Below are 19,946 nucleotides of genomic sequence, written 5' to 3'. Positions count from 1 at the left end.
GTATACAGGGAATACAAGGAGTACAAGGAGCGATAGGAGCAACTGGACCTGAGGGTCCTCAAGGTGTTCAAGGAGTGCAAGGAGTGCAAGGGTTACCGGGAGTAACTGGAGATACAGGAGCAACGGGAGCGACTGGTGAGGGAACTACAGGCCCAACGGGCGTAACAGGATCAACAGGGGTAACAGGCCCGTCGGGACCAACAGGAGTAACAGGTCCATCGGGTGGACCACCTGGACCGACAGGAGCAACAGGAGCGATAGGTGGGACGGGAGCAACAGGGGCAACAGGAGCGACAGGTGTAACCGGAGCAATGGGAGATCAAGGACCACAAGGAAATCAAGGTCCACAAGGAATACAAGGAGCAACGGGAGCGACCGGATCACAAGGTCCCCAAGGTGTTCAAGGTCCTCAAGGCCCAATAGGAGCAGCAGGCCCGCAAGGTGTTCAAGGAATTCAAGGTCAACAAGGTCCAACCGGAGACACGGGTGCAACGGGTTCGCAAGGGATTCAAGGTCCAACCGGCCCAACCGGAGCAGGGGTAACTGGAGCAACAGGCGGGACGGGGGCGACTGGAGTTAGTACAACTGCGACGTATTCATTTGCGAATAATACTTCAGGAAGCGCTATTTCCGTTTTATTAGGTGGTACGAATATCCCATTACCAAACAATCAAAATATTGGACCAGGAATAACGGTTAGTGGTGAAAATACGGTGTTTACCGTTGCGAATGCAGGGAACTATTATATAGCTTATACAATTAATATAACAGCAGCTTTACTTGTAAGTTCGCGTATAACTGTAAATGGCAGTCCGCTTGCAGGAACGATAAATTCTCCAGCGGTAGCTACAGGTTCATTTAATGCGACAATAATTGCTAACTTGCCTGCTGGAGCCGCTATTAGCCTGCAATTATTTGGATTAGTTGCGGTGGCTACATTATCTACGACAACGCCAGGAGCTACTCTAACTATTATTAGATTAAGTTAATAAGCAAAAAAACCTTGGAACTTTTATGTTTCAAGGTTTTTTATCCCTCTATTTGTGGGCTAATAATCAGTGGGGATGGACAAAACCCCGACTGATTAAAGTTTCACTTTATTCACTTGAGCAAAAACATCGCGGTTCGAAAATATATTATAATAGAATGAAGAGAGGTAAAAATTTGGCAGAAAGGGAGAGTGGCGATGCAGGAGAAGGTTAAAGATTTTTTCGGACGCCCCCTTCAAGATTTGCGCATCTCTGTCATTGATCGTTGTAATTTACGGTGTACGTATTGTATGCCAGCGGAAGTGTTTGGTCCTGATTATGCTTTTTTGAAAGATGAGTTTTTACTGACATTTGATGAAATCGAGCGATTAGCAAAAGTATTTGTTAGCATCGGTGTACGGAAAATTAGACTAACTGGTGGCGAGCCATTGCTCCGTAAGGATTTAACAAAACTTATCGCACGTCTCGTGAAAATTGATGGTTTAGTAGATATAGGATTAACGACAAATGCGATTCATTTAACGAAACAAGCGAAGGCGTTAAAAGAAGCTGGATTACACCGAGTAAATGTTAGTTTGGATGCGATAGATGATAATGTGTTCCGCGCAATTAATGGCCGGAATATGAATACGAAGCCAGTGTTAAAAGGAATTATGGCAGCGAAAGAAGTAGGCCTTGAAGTGAAGGTAAATATGGTTGTGAAAAAAGGGATGAACGATCATCAAGTACTTCCGGTGGCTACATATTTTAAAGAACAAGGAATTCCACTTAGATTTATTGAGTTTATGGATGTTGGCAGTACGAATGGATGGAATTTTGATCAAGTTATTACGAAACGAGAATTAATTGATATGATTCATGGGGTGTATCCAATTGAGCCAGCTGAAGCTCATTATTTTGGGGAGGTTGCGAAACGGTATCGATACGTTGGAACGAATGTAGAGGTTGGTTTTATTACCTCTGTTTCTGAGTCATTTTGTTCTTCTTGTACGAGAGCAAGAATTTCAGCAGATGGAAAGTTTTATACTTGCTTGTTTGCGACAGAAGGAATGGATTTAAGGAAACTTCTCAGGGAAAACCTTTCGGATAATGATTTATTAAAAGCCATACAAGGTGTATGGAAGGATAGAAAAGATCGATATTCAGATGAACGGACGGAAGAAAGTGCGAAAAATCGTCCGAAAATTGAAATGTCTTATATAGGAGGATAAGAAAGGGGGATGTCGTATGCAAGATCGATATTCAAGACAAATGTTATTTTCTGGTGTTGGGGAAGAAGGGCAACGGAAAATAAGAGGGAAGCACGTGCTCGTCATCGGTGCTGGTGCACTCGGAGCAGCGAATGCAGAAGCAATTGTTAGAGCAGGTGTTGGAAAAATAACAATTGCTGATCGTGATTATGTAGAATGGAGTAATTTACAAAGGCAACAATTATATACAGAGGAAGATGCGAAGCATTATAAGCCGAAAGCGATAGCGGCAGCAGAACATTTAAAGGCAATTAATTCCGAAGTAGAAATTGTACCGGTTGTGACTGATGTAACGGTGCAAGAAATGGAAGAATTAATTAAAGGTGTAGATTTAATATTAGATGCGACAGATAATTTTGAAACGCGCCTTCTTATTAATGATATATCCCAGATGTATAACGTTCCGTGGATATACGGAGGATGCGTTGGAAGCTACGGAGTAACTTATACAATCTTGCCAGGAAAAACGCCGTGTTTTCGATGTTTAATGGAACATCCAGCGAGCGGAGCGACATGTGATACAGCCGGTATTATACAGCCAGCAGTGCAATTAGTAGTTGCACATCAAATAACGGAAGCCTTGAAAATATTAGTAGAAGATTTTGAGGCACTTCGTGAAACGATGCTATCATTTGATCTTTGGAATAATCAACAGATGGCATTTAAAGTGAATAGGCAGAAAAAGGATACATGTTTATCTTGTGGAAAGTTACGTACATATCCGAGTTTAACATTTGAAGCACAAACGAAAACAGAAGTATTATGTGGACGAAATACAGTTCAAATCCGTCCAGGTGTGCGTCAGGGGATTAATTTAGAAGAAATTAAAAAGCGCTTACAAAAAAGTGTGGATGTAAAGGCAACGCCGTATTTATTATCATTTCCGGTGGAAGAATATCGTTTTGTTTTATTTACAGATGGCAGAGCGTTTATTCATGGTACGAATGATATGAATGTTGCGAAACGACTATATGCAAGATATATAGGTTGAACCTAAAGGGGAATCCTTTAGGTTCAAAAGGGAAATGTAGGATTAAGAATTTCTAATATAATCTCCATTTTTTCCGCCCGTTTTTTCAAGTAAGTACGTTTCGCCAATAATCATACCCTTATCAACCGCTTTACACATATCGTATACAGTAAGAGCAGTAGCGGAAGCAGCTGTTAAAGCTTCCATCTCAACGCCGGTACTACCTTCTGTTTTAACTTTTACTTCAATAAGTAGTCGATATTGTTCTTCTGACTGTTTCCAATCGAAAGAGACATCAACACCTTTTAATAATAAAGGATGGCACATTGGGATAATATCAGAAGTGCGTTTTGCAGCCATAATACCTGCGATTTGTGCGACGGCTAATACGTCACCTTTACCAATTTCATTGTGAGAGATTTTATCAAAAATTTCTTTCGTAACGAGAATGCTAGAGCATGCTATTGCTGTTCGAACGGTTATTTTTTTGTCACTTATATCAACCATTTTAGCGCGTCCTTGGTCATTGAAATGTGTAAATGAAGACATGGAATTCCTCCTTGAAGTAATTGCTATTTAATATATAAAGTGTAATCGAGATTAGATATTTTGCAAATATGAGGTGAGAAACAATGGTAGAAAAACGAATCCCGATTCAAGTTGCTGAGGCAGTAGAGCGGGTTATGAAATATGCTAAGCATGGTGAAGTAGAAGAAGTTTCTATTACAGAAAGTTATGGGAGGATTCTTGGGGAGGATGTTGTCTCAGATCACGACGTTCCTCACTTTGATCGTTCTCCTTACGATGGTTTCGCAATTCGAGCAGAAGATACGAAAGACGCAAGTCAAGAGCAGCCGGTTGAATTTGAAGTAATAGGAGAGATCGGAGCAGGATCTGTTTTTTTAGAAGAAGTAGGGGCTTTTAAGGCGGTTCGTATTATGACAGGAGCAGCTATTCCAGAAGATTGCAATGCAGTCGTAATGCTAGAATTGACGGAAGGATTCGAGAGGAATGAAAGTACATATATGAAGTTAAAACGTCCTTTCCAAAACGGTGACAATGTGTCATTTAAAGGAGAAGATATAAAACAAAATCAAGTCCTCGTTAAGAAAGGTGTTGCAATCAATCCAGGTGTTACCGCATTATTAGCGACGTTTGGATATAGCACTGTGAAAGTTGTAAAACAGCCTGTTGTCGGCATTGTAACGACAGGAAGCGAATTACTAGAAGTGCATGAGGCGTTAGAGCCAGGGAAAATTAGAAATAGTAACTCTTACATGATTGCCGCTCAAATTATGAAGGCTGGCGGAAAAGTGCGTTACTATGGACAACTTGCAGATGAGTTAGATGCATGTTTTACAGCCGTTAAATCAGCGATGGATGAGGTTGATATTTTAATTACAACGGGCGGTGTTTCAGTAGGAGATTATGACTATTTACCAGCTATTTATGAAAGGTTACAGGCGAATGTACTCTTTAATAAAATAGCGATGAGGCCGGGGAGTGTAACGACAGTAGCTGAAGTTGATGGAAAGCTACTCTTCGGTTTATCAGGTAATCCGTCAGCTTGTTATGTAGGTTTCGAATTATTTGTGCATCCAATTATGAAAACGTATTTGCATGCGAAGGAGCCTCACGTATATAGAGCAGACGCTGTTTTACAAAAAGATTTTCCGAAACCAAATCCGTTTACTCGTTTCGTGAGAGCAAAAGTGACGATCGTTAATGGGGCATTGCAAGTGATGCCAGTCGGTTTAGATAAATCGAGTGCGGTATCTTCACTTGCTGATGCAAATGCTTTTATCGTGTTGCCTGGAGGAACGAGAGGATTTGAAGCGGGAATGAAAGTATCCGTAGTATTGTTAGAATACTCGGAGGGAAGTGATTGGCCGTGGGCAAAGCCTCTTCAATCTTACAAATAGTAGGGTATCAAAATAGTGGGAAAACAACACTTGTAGAGAAAATGGTACATGCATTGGCTGAAAGAGAAATGAAGGTTGCTACAATTAAGCATCATGGTCATGGAGGTTTTCCCGAAGTAGCGCAAAAAGATAGTGAAAGGCACCGAAAAGCTGGTGCTGTAGTAAGTAGTGTAGAAGGAGCTGGATTACTATCTCTGTCCTCTTTGCGAGATGAATGGTCCTTGCAAGAAATTATCCGCTTGTACGAATTTTTTGAAGTGGATATGATTTTAATAGAGGGCTATAAAACGGAGAAATATCCAAAAGTAGTGTTACTTCGTTCTGCGGAAGACGCTGAACTTTTACATAAAGTAGAAAATGTAGTAGCAGTTATTACGTGGCATGATGCTCCGGTAAATTTACGAGAAGAATACAAAGTATTTCATATAACAGAAGAAAAATTGTATATAGACTGGTTTTTACAAACGGCTAGGGGTGCAAAATGATAAATACGTATTATGAAGTAATTGATACAGAAATCTCGATTGAAGAGGTGGCAAAGAAAGTAGTTCGCCGTGAATGTGGTGCTGTCACAACATTTATCGGAACAGTTAGGGAGTTTACGAAAGGGCGTCGTACGCTATACTTAGAGTATGTAGCTTATAAGACGATGGCAGAAAAGATGCTACAGAAAATCGGGACAGAGGTGAAGGAGAAGTGGCCTGGTACACATGTTGCGATTACACATCGCATCGGTACGCTGCAAATTTCTGATATCGCGGTTGTTGTTGCTGTATCAACGCCTCATCGCAAAGAGGCTTATGAAGCGAATGAATATATTATGGAACGCATTAAGCAAATTGTCCCGATTTGGAAAAAGGAGTTTTGGGAAGATGGTGACTCATGGATTGGTGATCAATTAGAGAAGACGCCATATCCAGCAGGAGAGCCTGGGAAGGAGTTATAAATATGATTCGAGTATTGTTATTTGCGAACTTGCAAGAAGAAGCAGGAGCAAGTGAATTACAAATAGAGAAAGAAAATATTACTGTTGCAGAGTTAAAAGATATTGTTGCGAAAGAATATAATGTACCAGTGTCAGCGCCAATTATGGTTGCAATTAATGAAGAGTACGCCAATGAAGATGATACGATACAATCTGGTGATGTAGTTGCACTAATACCACCAGTGAGCGGTGGCTAATATTGGATTTGTGCTATGAAAAACGACTTTCTTAAATAGGGAAAGTCGTTTTTTTATGGCATTTTGGAGAACACTATCTTATAGGAAAAGGAGGAAGTTATGAAAAAGATATGTGTAATGATTGCAATGATCTGTTCTGTTTTCTTCTCTTCTCCAAGCTCTTCTTGGGCAAAAGAATCGAAGGAACAGCTTTTAGAAAGTGCGTTACTGAATCGGTATTACTCAGTTATAAGGCAAGTGACAGAAGATCAATATGAATGTGACTCAGTTACAAATATAAAGCGTCTAGGCAAGAAAGATGAGTTTGTTCCTAGGTTTGAAGTTAAGATACAATTTCTTACATTTCAAGGGGCACATAATCCGCCGAATGACAAAGTTACACTTACTTTGGAAGACAATTTAGATCACATAAAGATAAAGAAGGTGGAACGAGAAAAGAATGTTTCTGGTGCTATTGTAGAAAAGATTTGTGCACGAAAAAACGAAAAAATAAAAGCTCACTCTAATGATTTAGAGCGGTAACCTATGACATTTTGTAGAGAAAGGTAATGAGCGATGGATATACTTTTAGCGATTTTACCAGCTATATTTTGGGGGAGTATTGTGCTATTTAACGTGAAACTGGGCGGGGGACCGTATAGTCAAACGCTCGGTACAACGTTCGGTGCACTTATCTTCTCAATTGTTGTTTATATTTTTATGAAGCCGGTATTAACTCCGACCGTTATTGGAGTTGGAATTGTATCCGGCTTATTTTGGGCACTTGGTCAAGCGAATCAATTAAAAAGTATTGATTTAATGGGTGTTTCCAGAACGATGCCGATTTCAACAGGGCTTCAATTAGTCGCGACAACATTATTTGGGGTTATCGTGTTTCATGAATGGTCAACGACGATATCGGTCGTCCTTGGAGTTTTGGCGCTCGTTTGTATTATTATCGGTGTTATTTTAACATCACTTCAAAGTGAAGAAGAAAAAAATGCAGAGCAAGCAGCAAGTTTTAAAAGGGGCATCATAATTTTATTAATTTCAACAGTCGGTTATTTAGTTTACGTAGTAGTTATTAGGCTATTTAACGTAGATGGTTGGTCGGCTTTATTACCACAAGCAGTTGGTATGGTATTAGGCGGGATTTTACTCACATTTAAACATCATCCATTCAATAAATATGCGATTCGAAATATTCTTCCAGGATTGATTTGGGCAGCTGGAAATATGTTTTTATTCATTTCGCAGCCAAGAGTTGGGGTCGCAACAAGCTTTTCCCTTTCACAAATGGGAATTATTATTTCGACGCTTGGCGGGATTCTTATATTAGGTGAAAAGAAAACGAAACGTCAATTAACAGGTATTGTTGTTGGTATCGTTTTTATTATCGCAGCCGGAATTATGTTAGGGATTGCAAAAGGATAAGGAGGTATTAAAATGTATAGTGATTTAGAAGGAAAAGTCGTCGTTATTACAGGATCAGCAACTGGTCTCGGAAGAGCGATGGGAGTAAGGTTTGCTAAGGAGAAAGCAAAAGTTGTTATTAACTATCGCTCACGAGAGTCAGAAGCAAATGATGTGCTAGAAGAAATTAAAAAAGTAGGCGGAGAAGCGATTGCTGTAAAAGGTGATGTCACGGCCGAGGCAGATGTTGTGAATCTCATTCAATCTGCTGTTAAAGAATTTGGTACGCTCGACGTTATGATTAATAATGCAGGGATAGAAAATGCGGTACCATCGCATGAAATGCCGTTAGAGGATTGGAATAAAGTAATTCATACAAATTTAACAGGTGCTTTTTTAGGAAGTCGAGAAGCGATTAAATATTTTGTGGAACACAATATTAAAGGATCTGTCATTAATATGTCTAGTGTTCATGAGAAAATTCCGTGGCCATTATTCGTGCACTATGCAGCAAGTAAAGGCGGTATTAAACTTATGACAGAAACGTTAGCGTTAGAATATGCGCCAAAAGGTATTCGAGTAAATAATATTGGACCAGGTGCAATTAATACGCCAATTAATGCTGAAAAGTTTGCTGATCCAAAACAGCGGGCTGACGTAGAAAGTATGATTCCGATGGGGTACATTGGGAAGCCCGAAGAAATCGCAGCAGTAGCAACGTGGCTCGCTTCAGCAGAGGCAAGTTACGTAACCGGAATTACGTTATTTGCAGATGGTGGAATGACTTTATACCCATCGTTTCAAGCGGGGCGTGGGTAATATGAAAGGCCAAAGAGATTTAACTCTTTGGCCTTTTTTACGCAAAAAAAATAGCGGTCGGCTATTTTTAAAATTAATGATTGATTGTATCTTGAAGAAATTCTGTTGCTTGATGTTCTGAAACATTCTGTACAAGTGCAACTTCACTAATAACCATTTTACGCGCATTATCTAGCATTTGTTTTTCGCTCGCATTTAATGCTCTTTCTTTATTGCGACGAAGTAAATCACGAACAACTTCTGCACTATCTTGAAGATTGCCGTTCTTCATTTTTTCCATATTCATTGTATATCTTTGTTTCCAAGAGAGTGAGGGGTCTGATTCCCCATGATGAAATTCAAGAAGTATACCATCTAACGTACCTTTATCGACGATATAACGTATACCTGATTTTTGTAATTGATTCATCGGAAGCATTACTTGCATATCTTTACTAATTATGCGTATAACACAATATTGACGCGTAGTGCCTAATATTTCTTTCTCTTCAATTGCTTCGATGATTCCTGCACCGTGCATTGGATAAACGATTTTATCACCAATTTGAAACAAATCATCCACCTCCATATGTGGTAACCACTTTTAATGATAACATACGAGGATAAAAATGTCAAATTTTATATAATATCACATCTGATATGATGTAGTCAATATATAAAAGTCGTTTTTTTATTTGTTTTTTGCTCTTATAAGTTGAATAAATAGGGGGGGATTTTTTTAGAAAAATAGTACAGGCGCAGAAAGAAGGCATATCCACTTATTTTTAAGCATAAAATATAAAATCGCTAATACAATATACCTAAATCCGTTCTTTGCAAGGGAGGGAGAGAAGGTGGGGCGCACAATTAGAATTGATATTACAAATAAAGTTGTAGCTAAATTTAGGCAAGATTATTTAGAATTATATACGAGTAAGTTTATGATAGGTAAGTTTTATGTCTATACTGAAGATAAACAATATGTGTTAGAAGACGGATATATATATGAAGATGGAAAGTTTTATCGCATCATAGATACGCACCGTGGCAATAAACAAGCGGCGGAGGGCTGCGATCTAGGATGGTGTTAACATGATTCGTGTGAAAGTGTTTGATGAAAGTCATGAAAAAGACTTAGAAGACGCTGTAAATGTATTTTTGAAAAAAATTGATGATGGAAATTTTGTAGATATAAAGTATCAAGTTGGTGTTTCAATTAACGATGATGAAAATCAAATTTATTGTTTTTCAGCAATGATTGTTTATAAAGCATAAAAAAGAGCTGGGTGAGCCAGCTCTTTTTTATGCTTTATGTTGGGACAACATGAGTCGGTAAAATATTCATAATAGATTGTGTTGCGCCTGTTTTCTTTTCCGTTAAAAGAACTTCTCCTGTTTCATGCTCCTGAGCATCAGTGCACATACCGAGGTGATAACGATCACCTAAAAATGGATCAATATAAAAACCATTTTTGAATACTTTATCATTCGGATGTTTTTCATGGTGAATTTCAGAACAGTTAATGCAATAGAACATAGCGTTCATCCCCTTTTCATTGTTGTTTAAAAAAGTGAGTGGGTAGTCATTTCACTTCTAAGGAAATATTGAGGAGAAGAGAAATAACTACCACCCAAATGGTGGGCACACTCCTTCTGATCTTTACATATCTCGCGTATTGTCCCCGAGGGAAGGAGGAGAGACGAAGTACAGATGAGATAAGTTAGGCGCTTCTCTCAATATGATTGATGGAGTTTCGTGTTGAGAGAATTTTCTGTTTTTCATTGCCTTTGTGAGTATATTATGAAGGAATGCTGAAAGGGTGTTTGTCCTGTTGAAAAAATGTTGAGAATTTCTCAACAGTGAAAAAGAGCCTTTCTTGACATGAAACCAAAAGGTGTTATATTGTTAACGTGAAACTAAAAGGTGTTATATTTTGATGCCGAATAAAGGAGATATAAAATGGAACAACAAAATACATTAAATGATATTAAACAAACAATCGTTTTTAACGCGTCTATTCAAAAAGTATGGAATGTAGTATCAACTGCAGAAGGAATTGCGTCATGGTTTATGCCAAATGATTTCGAATTAGAGGTAGAACATGAGTTTCATGTGCAATCACCATTTGGGCCATCACCATGTAAGGTGTTAGAGATTGATGAGCCAAATCATTTATCTTTCTCATGGGATACAGATGGTTGGATTGTTTCATTTGATTTGAAAGACTTAGGAGATAATAAAACAGAATTTACGTTAATTCACGGCGGCTGGAAACATCCTGATGAAATTCTTCCGAAAGCGAATGCGAAGAGCTCTATTATTCGCGATAGAATGAATGGCGGCTGGGTAGCGATTGTAAATGAAAAACTGAAAAAGGTTGTCGAAGGCTAAGTGTCCTCGTCAGCAGCGAAATATGATGTATTTCAAGCAATTGCTGATCCAACCCGCCGAGAAGTGTTACGGTTATTAAGTGATAAAGAGTTACCAATTTCAAAAATAACGGATCATTTTCCGATGAGCCGTACTGCAGTTGTAAAGCATCTTCATATTCTTTCAGAAGCGAATTTAGTGAGTGGAAGAAAGAGCGGAAGAGAGAAGATATATCGTTTGCATCCAGAACCATTAGAGGAATTACAGCAGTGGCTCTCGTACTATGAACGATTTTGGGATAATAAATTGTCCGTGCTTAAACATATTGTGGAGAATGAAGAGTAGATTTTATGCAAAGAGGATGACCAAAATGGTCATCCTCTTTTTATTGTTCACTTGTTTGTTTAGCTGGCTTTAATAAGAGCCAAGCAATAATTAATGTGAATACCGCTAATCCGAAAGTGCTCATATAAATGACGTGTACACTTGATGCTAATGCGTCTTGAGACTCGGTTGCTACGTTTGCTGTAGCTCCTCCATGTCCGCCAGAAGAAACAAGATCAAGGTTTTTAATGCCACGTGCATGAATCATCGTATTGAAGATCGTTCCGAAGATTGCAGCTCCTAGTGTTTGACTAAATGTATTAATAAATGTGTTTAAACCAACTGCCGTTCCGCGCGTATGGGCCGGTACAGCTGCTTGAATTGTTACCATGTAAATTGGTGTAATAAGCCCCATTCCTAAGCCGAATAATCCGACTGCAACATAAATAAGGAATGATGGTGAATCTGTTGATAATGTAAATAATAAGAAAGTAGCAACTGATAAAATGCTAGCTCCAAGTAAAATAATTTGTTTCGTTTGTAACTTGCCAACTAAGTTACCGGAGAACATAGCACCGAATGTCCACATAACAGGAATCGGCATTAAAATGAGTCCAGCCTCTGTCGCATTTTTTCCTAAAACACCTTGGCTCCAAATTGGAAGATACACTGTAATACTAATAATCATTGCGCCAGCAATAAGTGTTAGTATGTTTATTGTAGATAATGTACGGTTAGAGAAAAGTGCTAGCGGAATTAATGGTTCCGGAGATTTTTTCTCGATGTATAAGAAAATAATGAATGAAACAGCGGCAAAGATTAATAGGCCGATAATTGAAATGTCTCCCCAGTTTTGCTTACTGCTACCTGTTAATAATGCGTATAGTAAAGCAATTGTACTTAATGAGAAGACTGTCGCACCAAGATAGTCGATATGTTGCTTAGCGGCGGACTTAACAGATTCCTTATAAGAAGTGGCAAACATTAAGCAAGCGATAATTCCAAAAGGAACGTTTAAGAAGAAAATATAGCGCCAAGAAAGGGAATCAACTAAAAATCCACCAACTAACGGCCCTATAACACCAGATACACCCCAAACGGCACTCATCCAGCCTTGTGCTTTCGCACGGTCTTTCGCTTCGCTATATAGGTCTCCAATAATCGTCATTGTGATCGGCATAACAGCACCAGCCCCTATACCTTGAAGAGCACGGAAGAAGATTAATTGTTCCATTGATGTAACGACTCCGCAAAGTGCAGAACCGATTAAGAAGATTGTTGCTCCGATGAGCAGAACTTTTTTACGGCCGAATAAATCAGCTAGCTTTCCGTATATTGGAGTCGAAACAGCTGTTGCAAGCATATAGATTGCATATACCCAACTAACAAGTTCGACGCCTGACAAATCACTCGTTATACGAGGGATCGCTGTACTAACAATCGTTCCTTCTACCGCAGAAAGAAACGTCATTAGCATTAAAGAAATCATGACTTTTTTTCTCATTTGTTTTCCCCTTACCCTTTTTCGAATATTCAACAATATAAAATATAAAGGTACTAAGGTATATAAAGCAACAAAAAAGCAATGGGAAGTTAGGAGGAAGGGATATTTTTGAAGAAACGGTCGATATATTTAAAGTATCGCCGATATAATTTCGTGTACTGCTTTGCTATTCCAACATACTAAAAAAAGAAACAGGAGTCCCTGTTTCTTCTTTAATATTGCATTTTCGCATTTTGTCCAGCTGTTGTTCCGGCAATTCGGCCAGTAACAAGGGCAGATGTAATGTTATAGCCGCCAGTATAACCGTGAATATCAAGAACTTCTCCGCAGAAGTATAAACCATTCGTGAATTTCGAAGCCATTTCTTTCGGATTAATTTCTTTAACGGATACGCCTCCGCCAGTAACGAATGCTTTTTCAAGTGACTGCGTACCATTTACATGAACGGTAAATTCTTTAAAGTCTTTCACAAGTGCACGAATCTTCTCATGAGAAACTTGTCCAGCTTGTTCGCTACCGTCAATTTCATTTTTTTCTAATAAGAATAGGAAGTAACGTTCAGGAACATAGCCTTTTAAAACGTTTTTAATTCCTTTTTTCGGATCTTCTTTCATTTGTTTCAGCATGCGCTGGAACAGTTGCTCACTATTTTCTTTTGGCAATGCATCGATACTCATGTGCACTGTGTTCGTTTTAAACTTTTTCATCGCTTTCACAACGAATTGGCTACAGCGAAGAGCAGCAGGACCAGATAGGCCGAAGTGAGTGAAGAGCATGTCCATTTTATGAGAAATGATAACTTTTCCTTTCGGGTTTAATACACTTAAGTTTACATCTCGTAAAGCAAGACCTTGTAATGTGCGGTCACGAATAAACGGTTCGTTTGAAAGAATTGGTACTTCTGTTGGGAAAAGTTCTGTAATTGTATGCCCAGCTTTTTCAGCCCAAGCGTATCCGTCTCCAGTAGAACCAGTTTGAGGAACAGATTTTCCGCCAACAGCGATAACGACGTGATTCGTTTCTAACACTTCACCTGTTTGCAGAATAACAGCCTTCGTTTGACCGTTTTCATATTCAATCGTTTCAACAGGCGTATTCGTACGTATTTTCACACCTAAGTCTTTTAATCGTGTTAACAGTGCATCTACAACAGATTGCGCTTTATTTGATACTGGGAACATGCGGCCATGATCCTCTTCTTTCAGTTTTACACCGAGATTTTCGAAGAATGTAATAATATCTTCATTACTGAAAATAGAAAAAGCACTGTATAAGAAACGACCATTTCCAGGTATATGTTTAACGATTTCATCAAGTGGTAGACGGTTCGTTACGTTACAACGACCACCACCAGAAATCGCAAGTTTACGTCCTAGTTTATTTCCTTTATCAAGAAGTAAGACGCTTGCGCCTTCTTCAGCAGCACCGATTGCAGCCATTAGCCCTGAAGGACCGCCGCCGATGACAATAACATCATAATGCATAATATATCGACCTCATTTTCTACATTTCCTGCCTAAAAGAATAGCATGTTTTCCCTTAAAAGAAAAATAGAGTGAAGTACTGCTTAAGAGGAGAATTGTGGTACAATACAAAAGTTAGAGTTCAGTACTATCCTGCTATTTGTGGGCAATAAGACTACGATCTCCAGCTTTAGCAGAAGGGGAGAGGGGTCACTTGCTCGTAAATGCTCGAATGGTTCAACTAATAATCAGTAGGAGTGAAATCTCCCGCTAGTTATAGTTTCACTTTATGTAAATGTAGGAGGATTTTTGTATGTCCGATTCAAAATTTCTGCGCGGAACGCTTATTGTGACGTTAGGGACATTTTTAGTAAAGTTCTTAGGCATGATTTACGTCTTTCCGTTTCATGCATTAGTAGGCACAGAAGGCGGAACGCTCTATACATATGGATACATTCCATATACGATATTTTTAAGTATCGCAACGGCAGGAGTGCCGCTTGCTGTTTCGAAGTTTGTTTCCAAATATAATGCACTTGGAGATTATAAAACGAGCCGGAGAATGTTCCGCTCGGGAATGGTTATGATGATAGTAACGGGAGTTCTTTCCTTCTTAGTACTATACATGACCGCACCATTATTTGCAGAAGCAATGCTTGGTAAACAAAGTTTACAAAATAAGATAGAAGAAGTTACGATGATTATTCGCCTCGTAAGTTTTGCGCTTATTGTTGTGCCGGCAGCAAGTTTGATTCGTGGTTATTTCCAAGGCCACCAATCGATGGGACCGACTACGGTTTCACAAATTATTGAGCAAATTATTCGTATCGTCTTTTTATTAGCGGGTAGTTTCATCGTTATTAAAGTACTTGGCGGTACAGTAGCAACGGCAGTTGGGGTTGCTACATTTGCTGCGTTCGTTTCAGCAGTTGGAGCACTTGGCGTATTAATTTGGTACTGGTTAAAACGTAAAAAATATTTGGATCAATATTTAATTGAGCAAACTGTACCAGAATCGACGGTAAGTACCGTTCAATTGTTTAAAGAGTTGTTTGCATATGCAATTCCTTACGTTGTAATTGGATTAACAATTCCTTTATATCAACAAATTGATACGTTGACATTTAACTCTATTATGCAGGCGATTGGTCAAGGAGATATCGCAGAGCGAGCACTCGGTATTTTCACGATGTGGACGCATAAATTAATTATGATTCCGGTATCACTTGCAACAGCGTTTAGTTTAACGCTCGTGCCAGCGATTACAAAGTCGTTTACTGAAAAGCAATACCGTTATTTGAAATTACAAATTACACAAACATTCCAGGCGAATATGTTTTTAACATTGCCAGCAGTTATCGGTATTTCTACACTTGCATATCCAATTTACACTGCTTTCTACGATTCAGATCCACTAGGTGGACAAGTACTAATGTGGTATGCGCCAGTTGCATTGTTATTCGCTTTATTCACAGTAACAGCAGCAATTCTGCAAGGGATTAACCAGCAGAAACATGCGGTTATTGCGCTTGTGATGGGTATTATTTTGAAATTTATATGTAACGTAATCTTTATTCGTTATTTCGGTACAGTTGGGGCAATTTTGGCTACTGCAGTCGGCTTCTTGGCTTCCGTATGGTATACGAATAGACAAATCAAAAAACACGCACACTATTCATTTGGTGTTGTATATAAGAGAACATTCCAAATTGCAGTCTTAACACTTGTAATGGTTATTGCTGTAAAACTATCACAATGGCTTCTATCCTTCATGATTTCGCCTGATGGCCGTATTGGTGCTCTTATTACAGTTGCGATTTGTGCAGGTATTGGTGGTCTTGTTTACGGATTGTTAGCGATTCGCACGGGAGTACTAGAAAGAGTATTTGGCGGAGAAGCTTTAGAGAAAATCCAGCGTAAACTTGGTAGTAGATTCAAAATAAAGTTGAAATCAAAAGGGGCGTAAATACGTCCCCTTTTCTATGATAAATAAAGAAGGTGAAGAACATGAGATTAGATAAATTATTAGCGAATATGGGACACGGAAGTAGAAAAGAAGTAAAGAAATTATTGAAAGATGGCGTTGTGAAAATTGATGGAACGCCAGTGAAAGATGCGAAGTTTCATGTGAATGTAGAAGAGCAAGAGGTTATGATTCACGGTGAAGTTGTGGAATATAAAGAGTTTGTTTATTTAATGATGCATAAACCACAAGGTGTTATTTCAGCGACAGAAGATGATAACCACGAAACAGTAATAGATTTATTAGAATTAGAAGATGCGATTTTCGATCCATTCCCTGTTGGAAGGCTCGATATTGATACAGAAGGTTTCTTATTAATCACAAATGATGGGAAGTTAACGCATCAACTATTATCTCCGAAAAAGCATGTGCCGAAAAAATATTATGCACACATTTCAGGCGTTGTAACGGAAGAGGATGTAATAGAATTCGCTAAAGGTGTTATTTTAGAAGATGGCTATGAAACGAAGCCAGGCGAACTTACAATTTTAAAAAGTGATGATATTTCCGAAATTGAGCTTGTTATTACAGAAGGAAAATTCCATCAAGTGAAGCGTATGTTTGAAGCGGTAGGGAAAAAAGTAGTATATTTAAAGAGAACAGAGATGGGACCTTTAGTGTTAGATGAAGAGTTAGAACTTGGGCAATATCGTGAATTAACAGATGAAGAAGTAGAAATGTTAAAGACGTATCAAGTAGATAACGAAAAGTAACGCCAATTTCAAAGTATAGAAAAGACCCCTTTCTAATGAGTTAGAAAGGGGTATGTATTTATTTACATACAATTATTTTTTTGTTATGAGGTCATTCTCACTTTCTTTCCTGTTGTTGTCCACTTACCGCGGCAGGGGCTATACACGAGTTCATTAAACTGCAACACATTTAGATCACGTTGTATCGTTCGCGGTGTGATCCCGAACTCATCTACAAGGTCTTTCGTCGTTACCGTTCCGTTTTCATTGATGTACATATAAATTGATTTAATGCGTGTTAGCATACGAGTAGTTGTAGGTTTCAAGAGAAAACCACTCCTCTACTAGTTTTTTTGACCCCATTCAGGAAAGAAGGTCGTTACTACCATTGTACTCTACATGATAAAATTCATGCTTTAATCTACTTAAATTTTACAAAAGTTTAACAAATATTCATATAGAAAAATATTGGTAGTTGACATTGTATATTTGGTCAGTCAACTAACTCATAAATTTCTACGTAAAACGCCAAATTCCTGCAAATTTTTTTGAGAAAATAAAAGAAAAACTAATAAGAAATATCTGAAATATTACAATTGTTTGTTATTGGGTTTTCATGTATGGCATAAGATATTTTCGTTTGCTATGATGAAAGAGAGAATATAAAAGAAGGATGGATGCGTGATGTCAACGATTAATTGGACAGAAGAAGTTACAAAACGAAAAGATGATTTAATTCGTGATACACAACAATTTTTACAAATTAAAAGTGTATGGGAAGAAGAATCTGAGAAAGAGGGCGCACCATTCGGTGAAGGTGTAGAAAAAGCCTTATCTTTCATGTTACATAAAGGAGAAACAGAAGGTTTCGCTTCTAAAAATTTAGAAGGATATGCAGGTCATCTTGAAATGGGACAAGGAGAAGAATTAGTAGGTATTCTTTGTCACGTTGATGTTGTACCAGAAGGAGATGGCTGGACAACTCCTGCGTATAGTGCGGATATTCGCGACGGGAAGATTTTTGCACGCGGTGCAATTGATGATAAAGGGCCGACGATGGCAGCTTATTATGCGATGAAAATCGTTAAAGAATTAGGCTTACCTCTTTCAAAACGTGTTCGTATGATTTTAGGAACAGATGAGGAAAGTAATTGGAAGTGTGTAGATCATTATTTTAAAAATGAAGAAATGCCAACAATCGGTTTTGCGCCGGATGCAGATTTTCCAATTATTAATGCGGAAAAAGGAATTTCTGACATACAAGTTGTGCAAAGTGGTGGCGAAGAGAAAGAAGGTACATTTAAGCTTATTTCATTTGAGTCAGGTCGTCGTTTAAATATGGTTCCTGATTTTGCAGAAGCGGTTATTACAGGAGAAGATGTAAATGCACTTACAGTAGCATATGAAGAGTATTTACAAACTGCTAAAAAAATAGGTAAAGCAATTGTAGAAGGAAATACGTTGACGTTGCAAATCAAAGGGATTTCAGCTCACGGATCTACCCCAGAAAAGGGAGAAAATGCAGGTTTATTATTGGCAAACTGCTTAACGAAAGTTTCTCTTGGTGGAAAAGGGGCTTCATTTGCATCGTTTGTAACAGAAACATTTACAGGAGATATTTTAGGAGAAAAAGCTGGTATTTCTTATAAAGACGATATTAGCGGCCCGTTAACAGTGAATCTTGGTCGCCTGTCTTATTCGCAAGAAAACGGTGGTAATTTAGGATTAAATGTGCGCTATCCAGTTACGACTAACTTTGAAGAAACGATTGCAAAGTTAAAAGAATATGTTGGTACTCACGGATTTGAAGTAGCGGATTATTCTAACTCCCGCCCGCATCATGTTGATAAAGATCATACGTTAATTCGTACTTTGCAACGCGTATATGAAGAACAAACAGGTGAAAAAGCTGAATTGTTAGCAATCGGCGGTGGTACTTATGCTCGTTCATTGAAAGCTGGCGTTGCATTTGGCCCGTTATTCCCAGGAAAAGAAGAACTTGCGCATCAAAAAGACGAGTACATTGAAATTGAAGATTTATTAAAAGCAACAGCGATTTATGCGCAAGCAATTCATGAATTAGCGAAATAATGAGAGGCCGTCCCAAAAGATATTTTGGGACGGTTTTCTGTTAGGAATAGGTTGCTTTTATTGTCGTATTTTGTTGTTAAGTCGATATATTTCAATTTGCGTCGATATAATTTCATTTACTATTGCGATCTTAACTTAATAAGAAAATAAATCTATTCAAAGGTTAGACTTTTTGGACGGTTCGCTTCTTTTTAGCTGAATGAGATAAGAAAGAAAAGCAACAATAACATAAAGGGGACGATGTAGATGGTGCCGCATTATTTTGTCGCAATTACTTTACCAAATCATATAAAAGAAGTGCTCTTTAATTATAAAGAGGACATGAAGGATGAATTACCATTTCGCTCGTGGGTACATGAAGAAGACTATCATATTACACTTTCATTTTTAGGAAGTGCGACAGAGGAACAATTAGAAGGAATAAAGAATGGATTACAAACACTTACAGAAACAAAAGAACTATCTTTCACGTTACAAGGATTTTCAACGTTTGGTAGGGAAGACGAGCCGCGTATTTTTTGGGCGAAGGTAAGTGAGAATCACGATTTGTTTCAGTTACAAAAGCAAGTGCATACTATTTGTGAAGAAAATGAATTTTCCCTAGAAACACGCCCGTATCATCCACATATTACCGTTGCACGTAAATGGGTAGGAGAAGAAAAGTTTGATTTGGAAAATATAAAAGAAGTGCCTGAAATATCATTTCAAGCGGATACGATTACTTTATACGAATCTCAAATGAAGGAAACGCCGAAATATAAATCGATTGCTGAAATAAAATTACAAAAATAGAATGTATGAAAACGTTTTTTATACAGGTGAATATACTATAGAGAATAATGGAGTTACTGTATAGAGTCTTGCTGATAAGAAAAGCCTTATTATTTGCAGCTCGTTTTATCCCATAAAAGCCCGATTGGTGGGGGCTAATAATCAGTGGGGATGACCTCCACTGATTAAGGATTCACTTTATTT

24 protein-coding genes are annotated in these 19,946 nt (G+C 38.3%); 18 read left to right on the top strand and 6 right to left on the bottom strand.

All coding sequences use genetic code 11. The features are described from left to right. From MR071_RS23240 to MR071_RS23230, 3 genes are all read left to right on the top strand, one after another. A partial coding sequence (locus tag MR071_RS23240; RefSeq protein WP_242238105.1) for a BclA C-terminal domain-containing protein occupies positions 1-989 on the top strand: 989 nt, incomplete at its 5' end. A 197-nt stretch (positions 990-1,186) separates the two neighbouring features. Beyond that, entirely contained in the window at positions 1,187-2,200 is a 1,014-nt protein-coding gene (gene moaA / locus MR071_RS23235; RefSeq protein ID WP_105585991.1) for a GTP 3',8-cyclase MoaA, read from the top strand. Positions 2,201-2,216: 16 nt separating this feature from the next. Further along, positions 2,217-3,230, top strand: coding sequence for a molybdopterin-synthase adenylyltransferase MoeB (locus tag MR071_RS23230; protein ID WP_105585992.1), 1,014 nt, complete (start codon positions 2,217-2,219; stop codon positions 3,228-3,230). Between the two features lie 42 nt (positions 3,231-3,272). On the opposite strand, the gene moaC is transcribed toward MR071_RS23230, so the two are convergent. Further along, positions 3,273-3,758 carry a cyclic pyranopterin monophosphate synthase MoaC gene (gene moaC / locus MR071_RS23225; RefSeq protein ID WP_002112363.1) on the bottom strand — a complete coding sequence of 162 codons (486 nt, stop codon included), beginning with the start codon at positions 3,756-3,758 and terminating at the stop codon, positions 3,273-3,275. A gap of 83 nt (positions 3,759-3,841) precedes the next feature. On the opposite strand from moaC, the gene MR071_RS23220 reads away from it, so the two are divergent. From MR071_RS23220 to MR071_RS23190, 7 genes are all read left to right on the top strand, one after another. Continuing rightward, positions 3,842-5,131, top strand: a complete 1,290-nt coding sequence (locus MR071_RS23220) for a molybdopterin molybdotransferase MoeA (protein ID WP_242238104.1) — start codon at positions 3,842-3,844, stop codon at positions 5,129-5,131. Further along, positions 5,095-5,616, top strand: coding sequence for a molybdopterin-guanine dinucleotide biosynthesis protein B (gene mobB, locus MR071_RS23215; RefSeq protein WP_142395843.1), 522 nt, complete (start codon positions 5,095-5,097; stop codon positions 5,614-5,616). The genes MR071_RS23220 and mobB overlap by 37 nt, the downstream gene beginning before the upstream one ends. Next, a complete protein-coding gene (moaE, locus tag MR071_RS23210; RefSeq protein ID WP_105585995.1) occupies positions 5,613-6,077 on the top strand; it encodes a molybdopterin synthase catalytic subunit MoaE in 465 nt (154 codons plus the stop codon). Before mobB ends, moaE begins: the two co-directional genes overlap by 4 nt. 2 nt (positions 6,078-6,079) lie before the next feature. After that, positions 6,080-6,313 (top strand): molybdopterin converting factor subunit 1, encoded by a 234-nt coding sequence (gene moaD / locus MR071_RS23205; protein ID WP_105585996.1) that lies wholly within the window; start codon positions 6,080-6,082, stop codon positions 6,311-6,313. Between the two features lie 99 nt (positions 6,314-6,412). Then, positions 6,413-6,835, top strand: coding sequence for a DUF3888 domain-containing protein (locus MR071_RS23200; RefSeq protein WP_105585997.1), 423 nt, complete (start codon positions 6,413-6,415; stop codon positions 6,833-6,835). 33 nt (positions 6,836-6,868) lie between these two features. After that, positions 6,869-7,726, top strand: a complete 858-nt coding sequence (gene glcU, locus MR071_RS23195; RefSeq protein WP_242238103.1) for a glucose uptake protein GlcU — start codon at positions 6,869-6,871, stop codon at positions 7,724-7,726. A 12-nt stretch (positions 7,727-7,738) separates the two neighbouring features. Continuing rightward, a complete protein-coding gene (locus MR071_RS23190) occupies positions 7,739-8,524 on the top strand; it encodes a glucose 1-dehydrogenase (protein WP_105585999.1) in 786 nt (261 codons plus the stop codon). 73 nt (positions 8,525-8,597) lie between these two features. Here MR071_RS23190 and MR071_RS23185 read toward each other — a convergent pair whose 3' ends face one another. Further along, positions 8,598-9,092: a CarD family transcriptional regulator gene (locus MR071_RS23185; RefSeq protein ID WP_087947353.1), complete on the bottom strand. Its 495-nt coding sequence runs from the start codon at positions 9,090-9,092 to the stop codon at positions 8,598-8,600. A gap of 265 nt (positions 9,093-9,357) precedes the next feature. Here MR071_RS23185 and MR071_RS23180 point away from each other — a divergent pair, with 265 nt between their 5' ends. After that, a complete protein-coding gene (locus MR071_RS23180; protein WP_002089059.1) occupies positions 9,358-9,594 on the top strand; it encodes a DUF2553 family protein in 237 nt (78 codons plus the stop codon). A 1-nt stretch (position 9,595) separates the two neighbouring features. Next, positions 9,596-9,778: a sporulation protein Cse60 gene (locus MR071_RS23175; RefSeq protein WP_000621746.1), complete on the top strand. Its 183-nt coding sequence runs from the start codon at positions 9,596-9,598 to the stop codon at positions 9,776-9,778. A 34-nt stretch (positions 9,779-9,812) separates the two neighbouring features. Here MR071_RS23175 and MR071_RS23170 read toward each other — a convergent pair whose 3' ends face one another. Continuing rightward, positions 9,813-10,040 (bottom strand): DUF3973 domain-containing protein, encoded by a 228-nt coding sequence (locus MR071_RS23170; protein WP_002112352.1) that lies wholly within the window; start codon positions 10,038-10,040, stop codon positions 9,813-9,815. Positions 10,041-10,463: 423 nt separating this feature from the next. Between MR071_RS23170 and MR071_RS23165 the strand changes: the two genes are divergently transcribed. Both MR071_RS23165 and MR071_RS23160 read left to right on the top strand, forming a co-directional pair. Further along, positions 10,464-10,895 (top strand): SRPBCC family protein, encoded by a 432-nt coding sequence (locus MR071_RS23165; protein WP_105586001.1) that lies wholly within the window; start codon positions 10,464-10,466, stop codon positions 10,893-10,895. Then, a complete protein-coding gene (locus MR071_RS23160) occupies positions 10,896-11,219 on the top strand; it encodes an ArsR/SmtB family transcription factor (protein WP_002015665.1) in 324 nt (107 codons plus the stop codon). 40 nt (positions 11,220-11,259) lie between these two features. Here the strand turns inward: MR071_RS23160 and MR071_RS23155 are convergent, their stop codons facing one another. Together MR071_RS23155 and MR071_RS23150 are read right to left on the bottom strand one after the other, a co-directional pair. Further along, complete coding sequence (locus tag MR071_RS23155; protein ID WP_105586002.1) at positions 11,260-12,702, bottom strand: MDR family MFS transporter; 1,443 nt, start codon at positions 12,700-12,702, stop codon at positions 11,260-11,262. 212 nt (positions 12,703-12,914) lie between these two features. After that, positions 12,915-14,186: a BaiN/RdsA family NAD(P)/FAD-dependent oxidoreductase gene (locus MR071_RS23150; protein WP_242238102.1), complete on the bottom strand. Its 1,272-nt coding sequence runs from the start codon at positions 14,184-14,186 to the stop codon at positions 12,915-12,917. 292 nt (positions 14,187-14,478) lie between these two features. On the opposite strand from MR071_RS23150, the gene MR071_RS23145 reads away from it, so the two are divergent. Both MR071_RS23145 and MR071_RS23140 read left to right on the top strand, forming a co-directional pair. Beyond that, positions 14,479-16,131: a putative polysaccharide biosynthesis protein gene (locus MR071_RS23145; RefSeq protein ID WP_105586004.1), complete on the top strand. Its 1,653-nt coding sequence runs from the start codon at positions 14,479-14,481 to the stop codon at positions 16,129-16,131. Between the two features lie 41 nt (positions 16,132-16,172). Then, the gene (locus MR071_RS23140) at positions 16,173-16,901 is read left to right on the top strand and encodes a pseudouridine synthase (protein ID WP_002123145.1); all 729 of its coding nucleotides are present in this window, start codon (positions 16,173-16,175) and stop codon (positions 16,899-16,901) included. An 83-nt stretch (positions 16,902-16,984) separates the two neighbouring features. Here the strand turns inward: MR071_RS23140 and MR071_RS23135 are convergent, their stop codons facing one another. After that, positions 16,985-17,206 carry a DeoR family transcriptional regulator gene (locus MR071_RS23135; protein WP_000805512.1) on the bottom strand — a complete coding sequence of 74 codons (222 nt, stop codon included), beginning with the start codon at positions 17,204-17,206 and terminating at the stop codon, positions 16,985-16,987. Between the two features lie 358 nt (positions 17,207-17,564). Here MR071_RS23135 and pepV point away from each other — a divergent pair, with 358 nt between their 5' ends. Then, positions 17,565-18,971, top strand: coding sequence for a dipeptidase PepV (pepV, locus tag MR071_RS23130; RefSeq protein ID WP_242238101.1), 1,407 nt, complete (start codon positions 17,565-17,567; stop codon positions 18,969-18,971). 246 nt (positions 18,972-19,217) lie between these two features. Further along, positions 19,218-19,763, top strand: coding sequence for an RNA 2',3'-cyclic phosphodiesterase (gene thpR, locus MR071_RS23125; protein ID WP_105586006.1), 546 nt, complete (start codon positions 19,218-19,220; stop codon positions 19,761-19,763). Positions 19,764-19,946 lie beyond the last annotated feature (183 nt).

The sequence above is a fragment of the Bacillus cereus group sp. BfR-BA-01316 genome, assembly GCF_022664195.1.
Taxonomy (GTDB): Bacteria; Bacillota; Bacilli; order Bacillales; family Bacillaceae_G; genus Bacillus_A.
The sequence above is the reverse complement of the archived record's forward strand: the minus strand, read 5'-3'. Positions and strand labels throughout refer to the sequence as shown.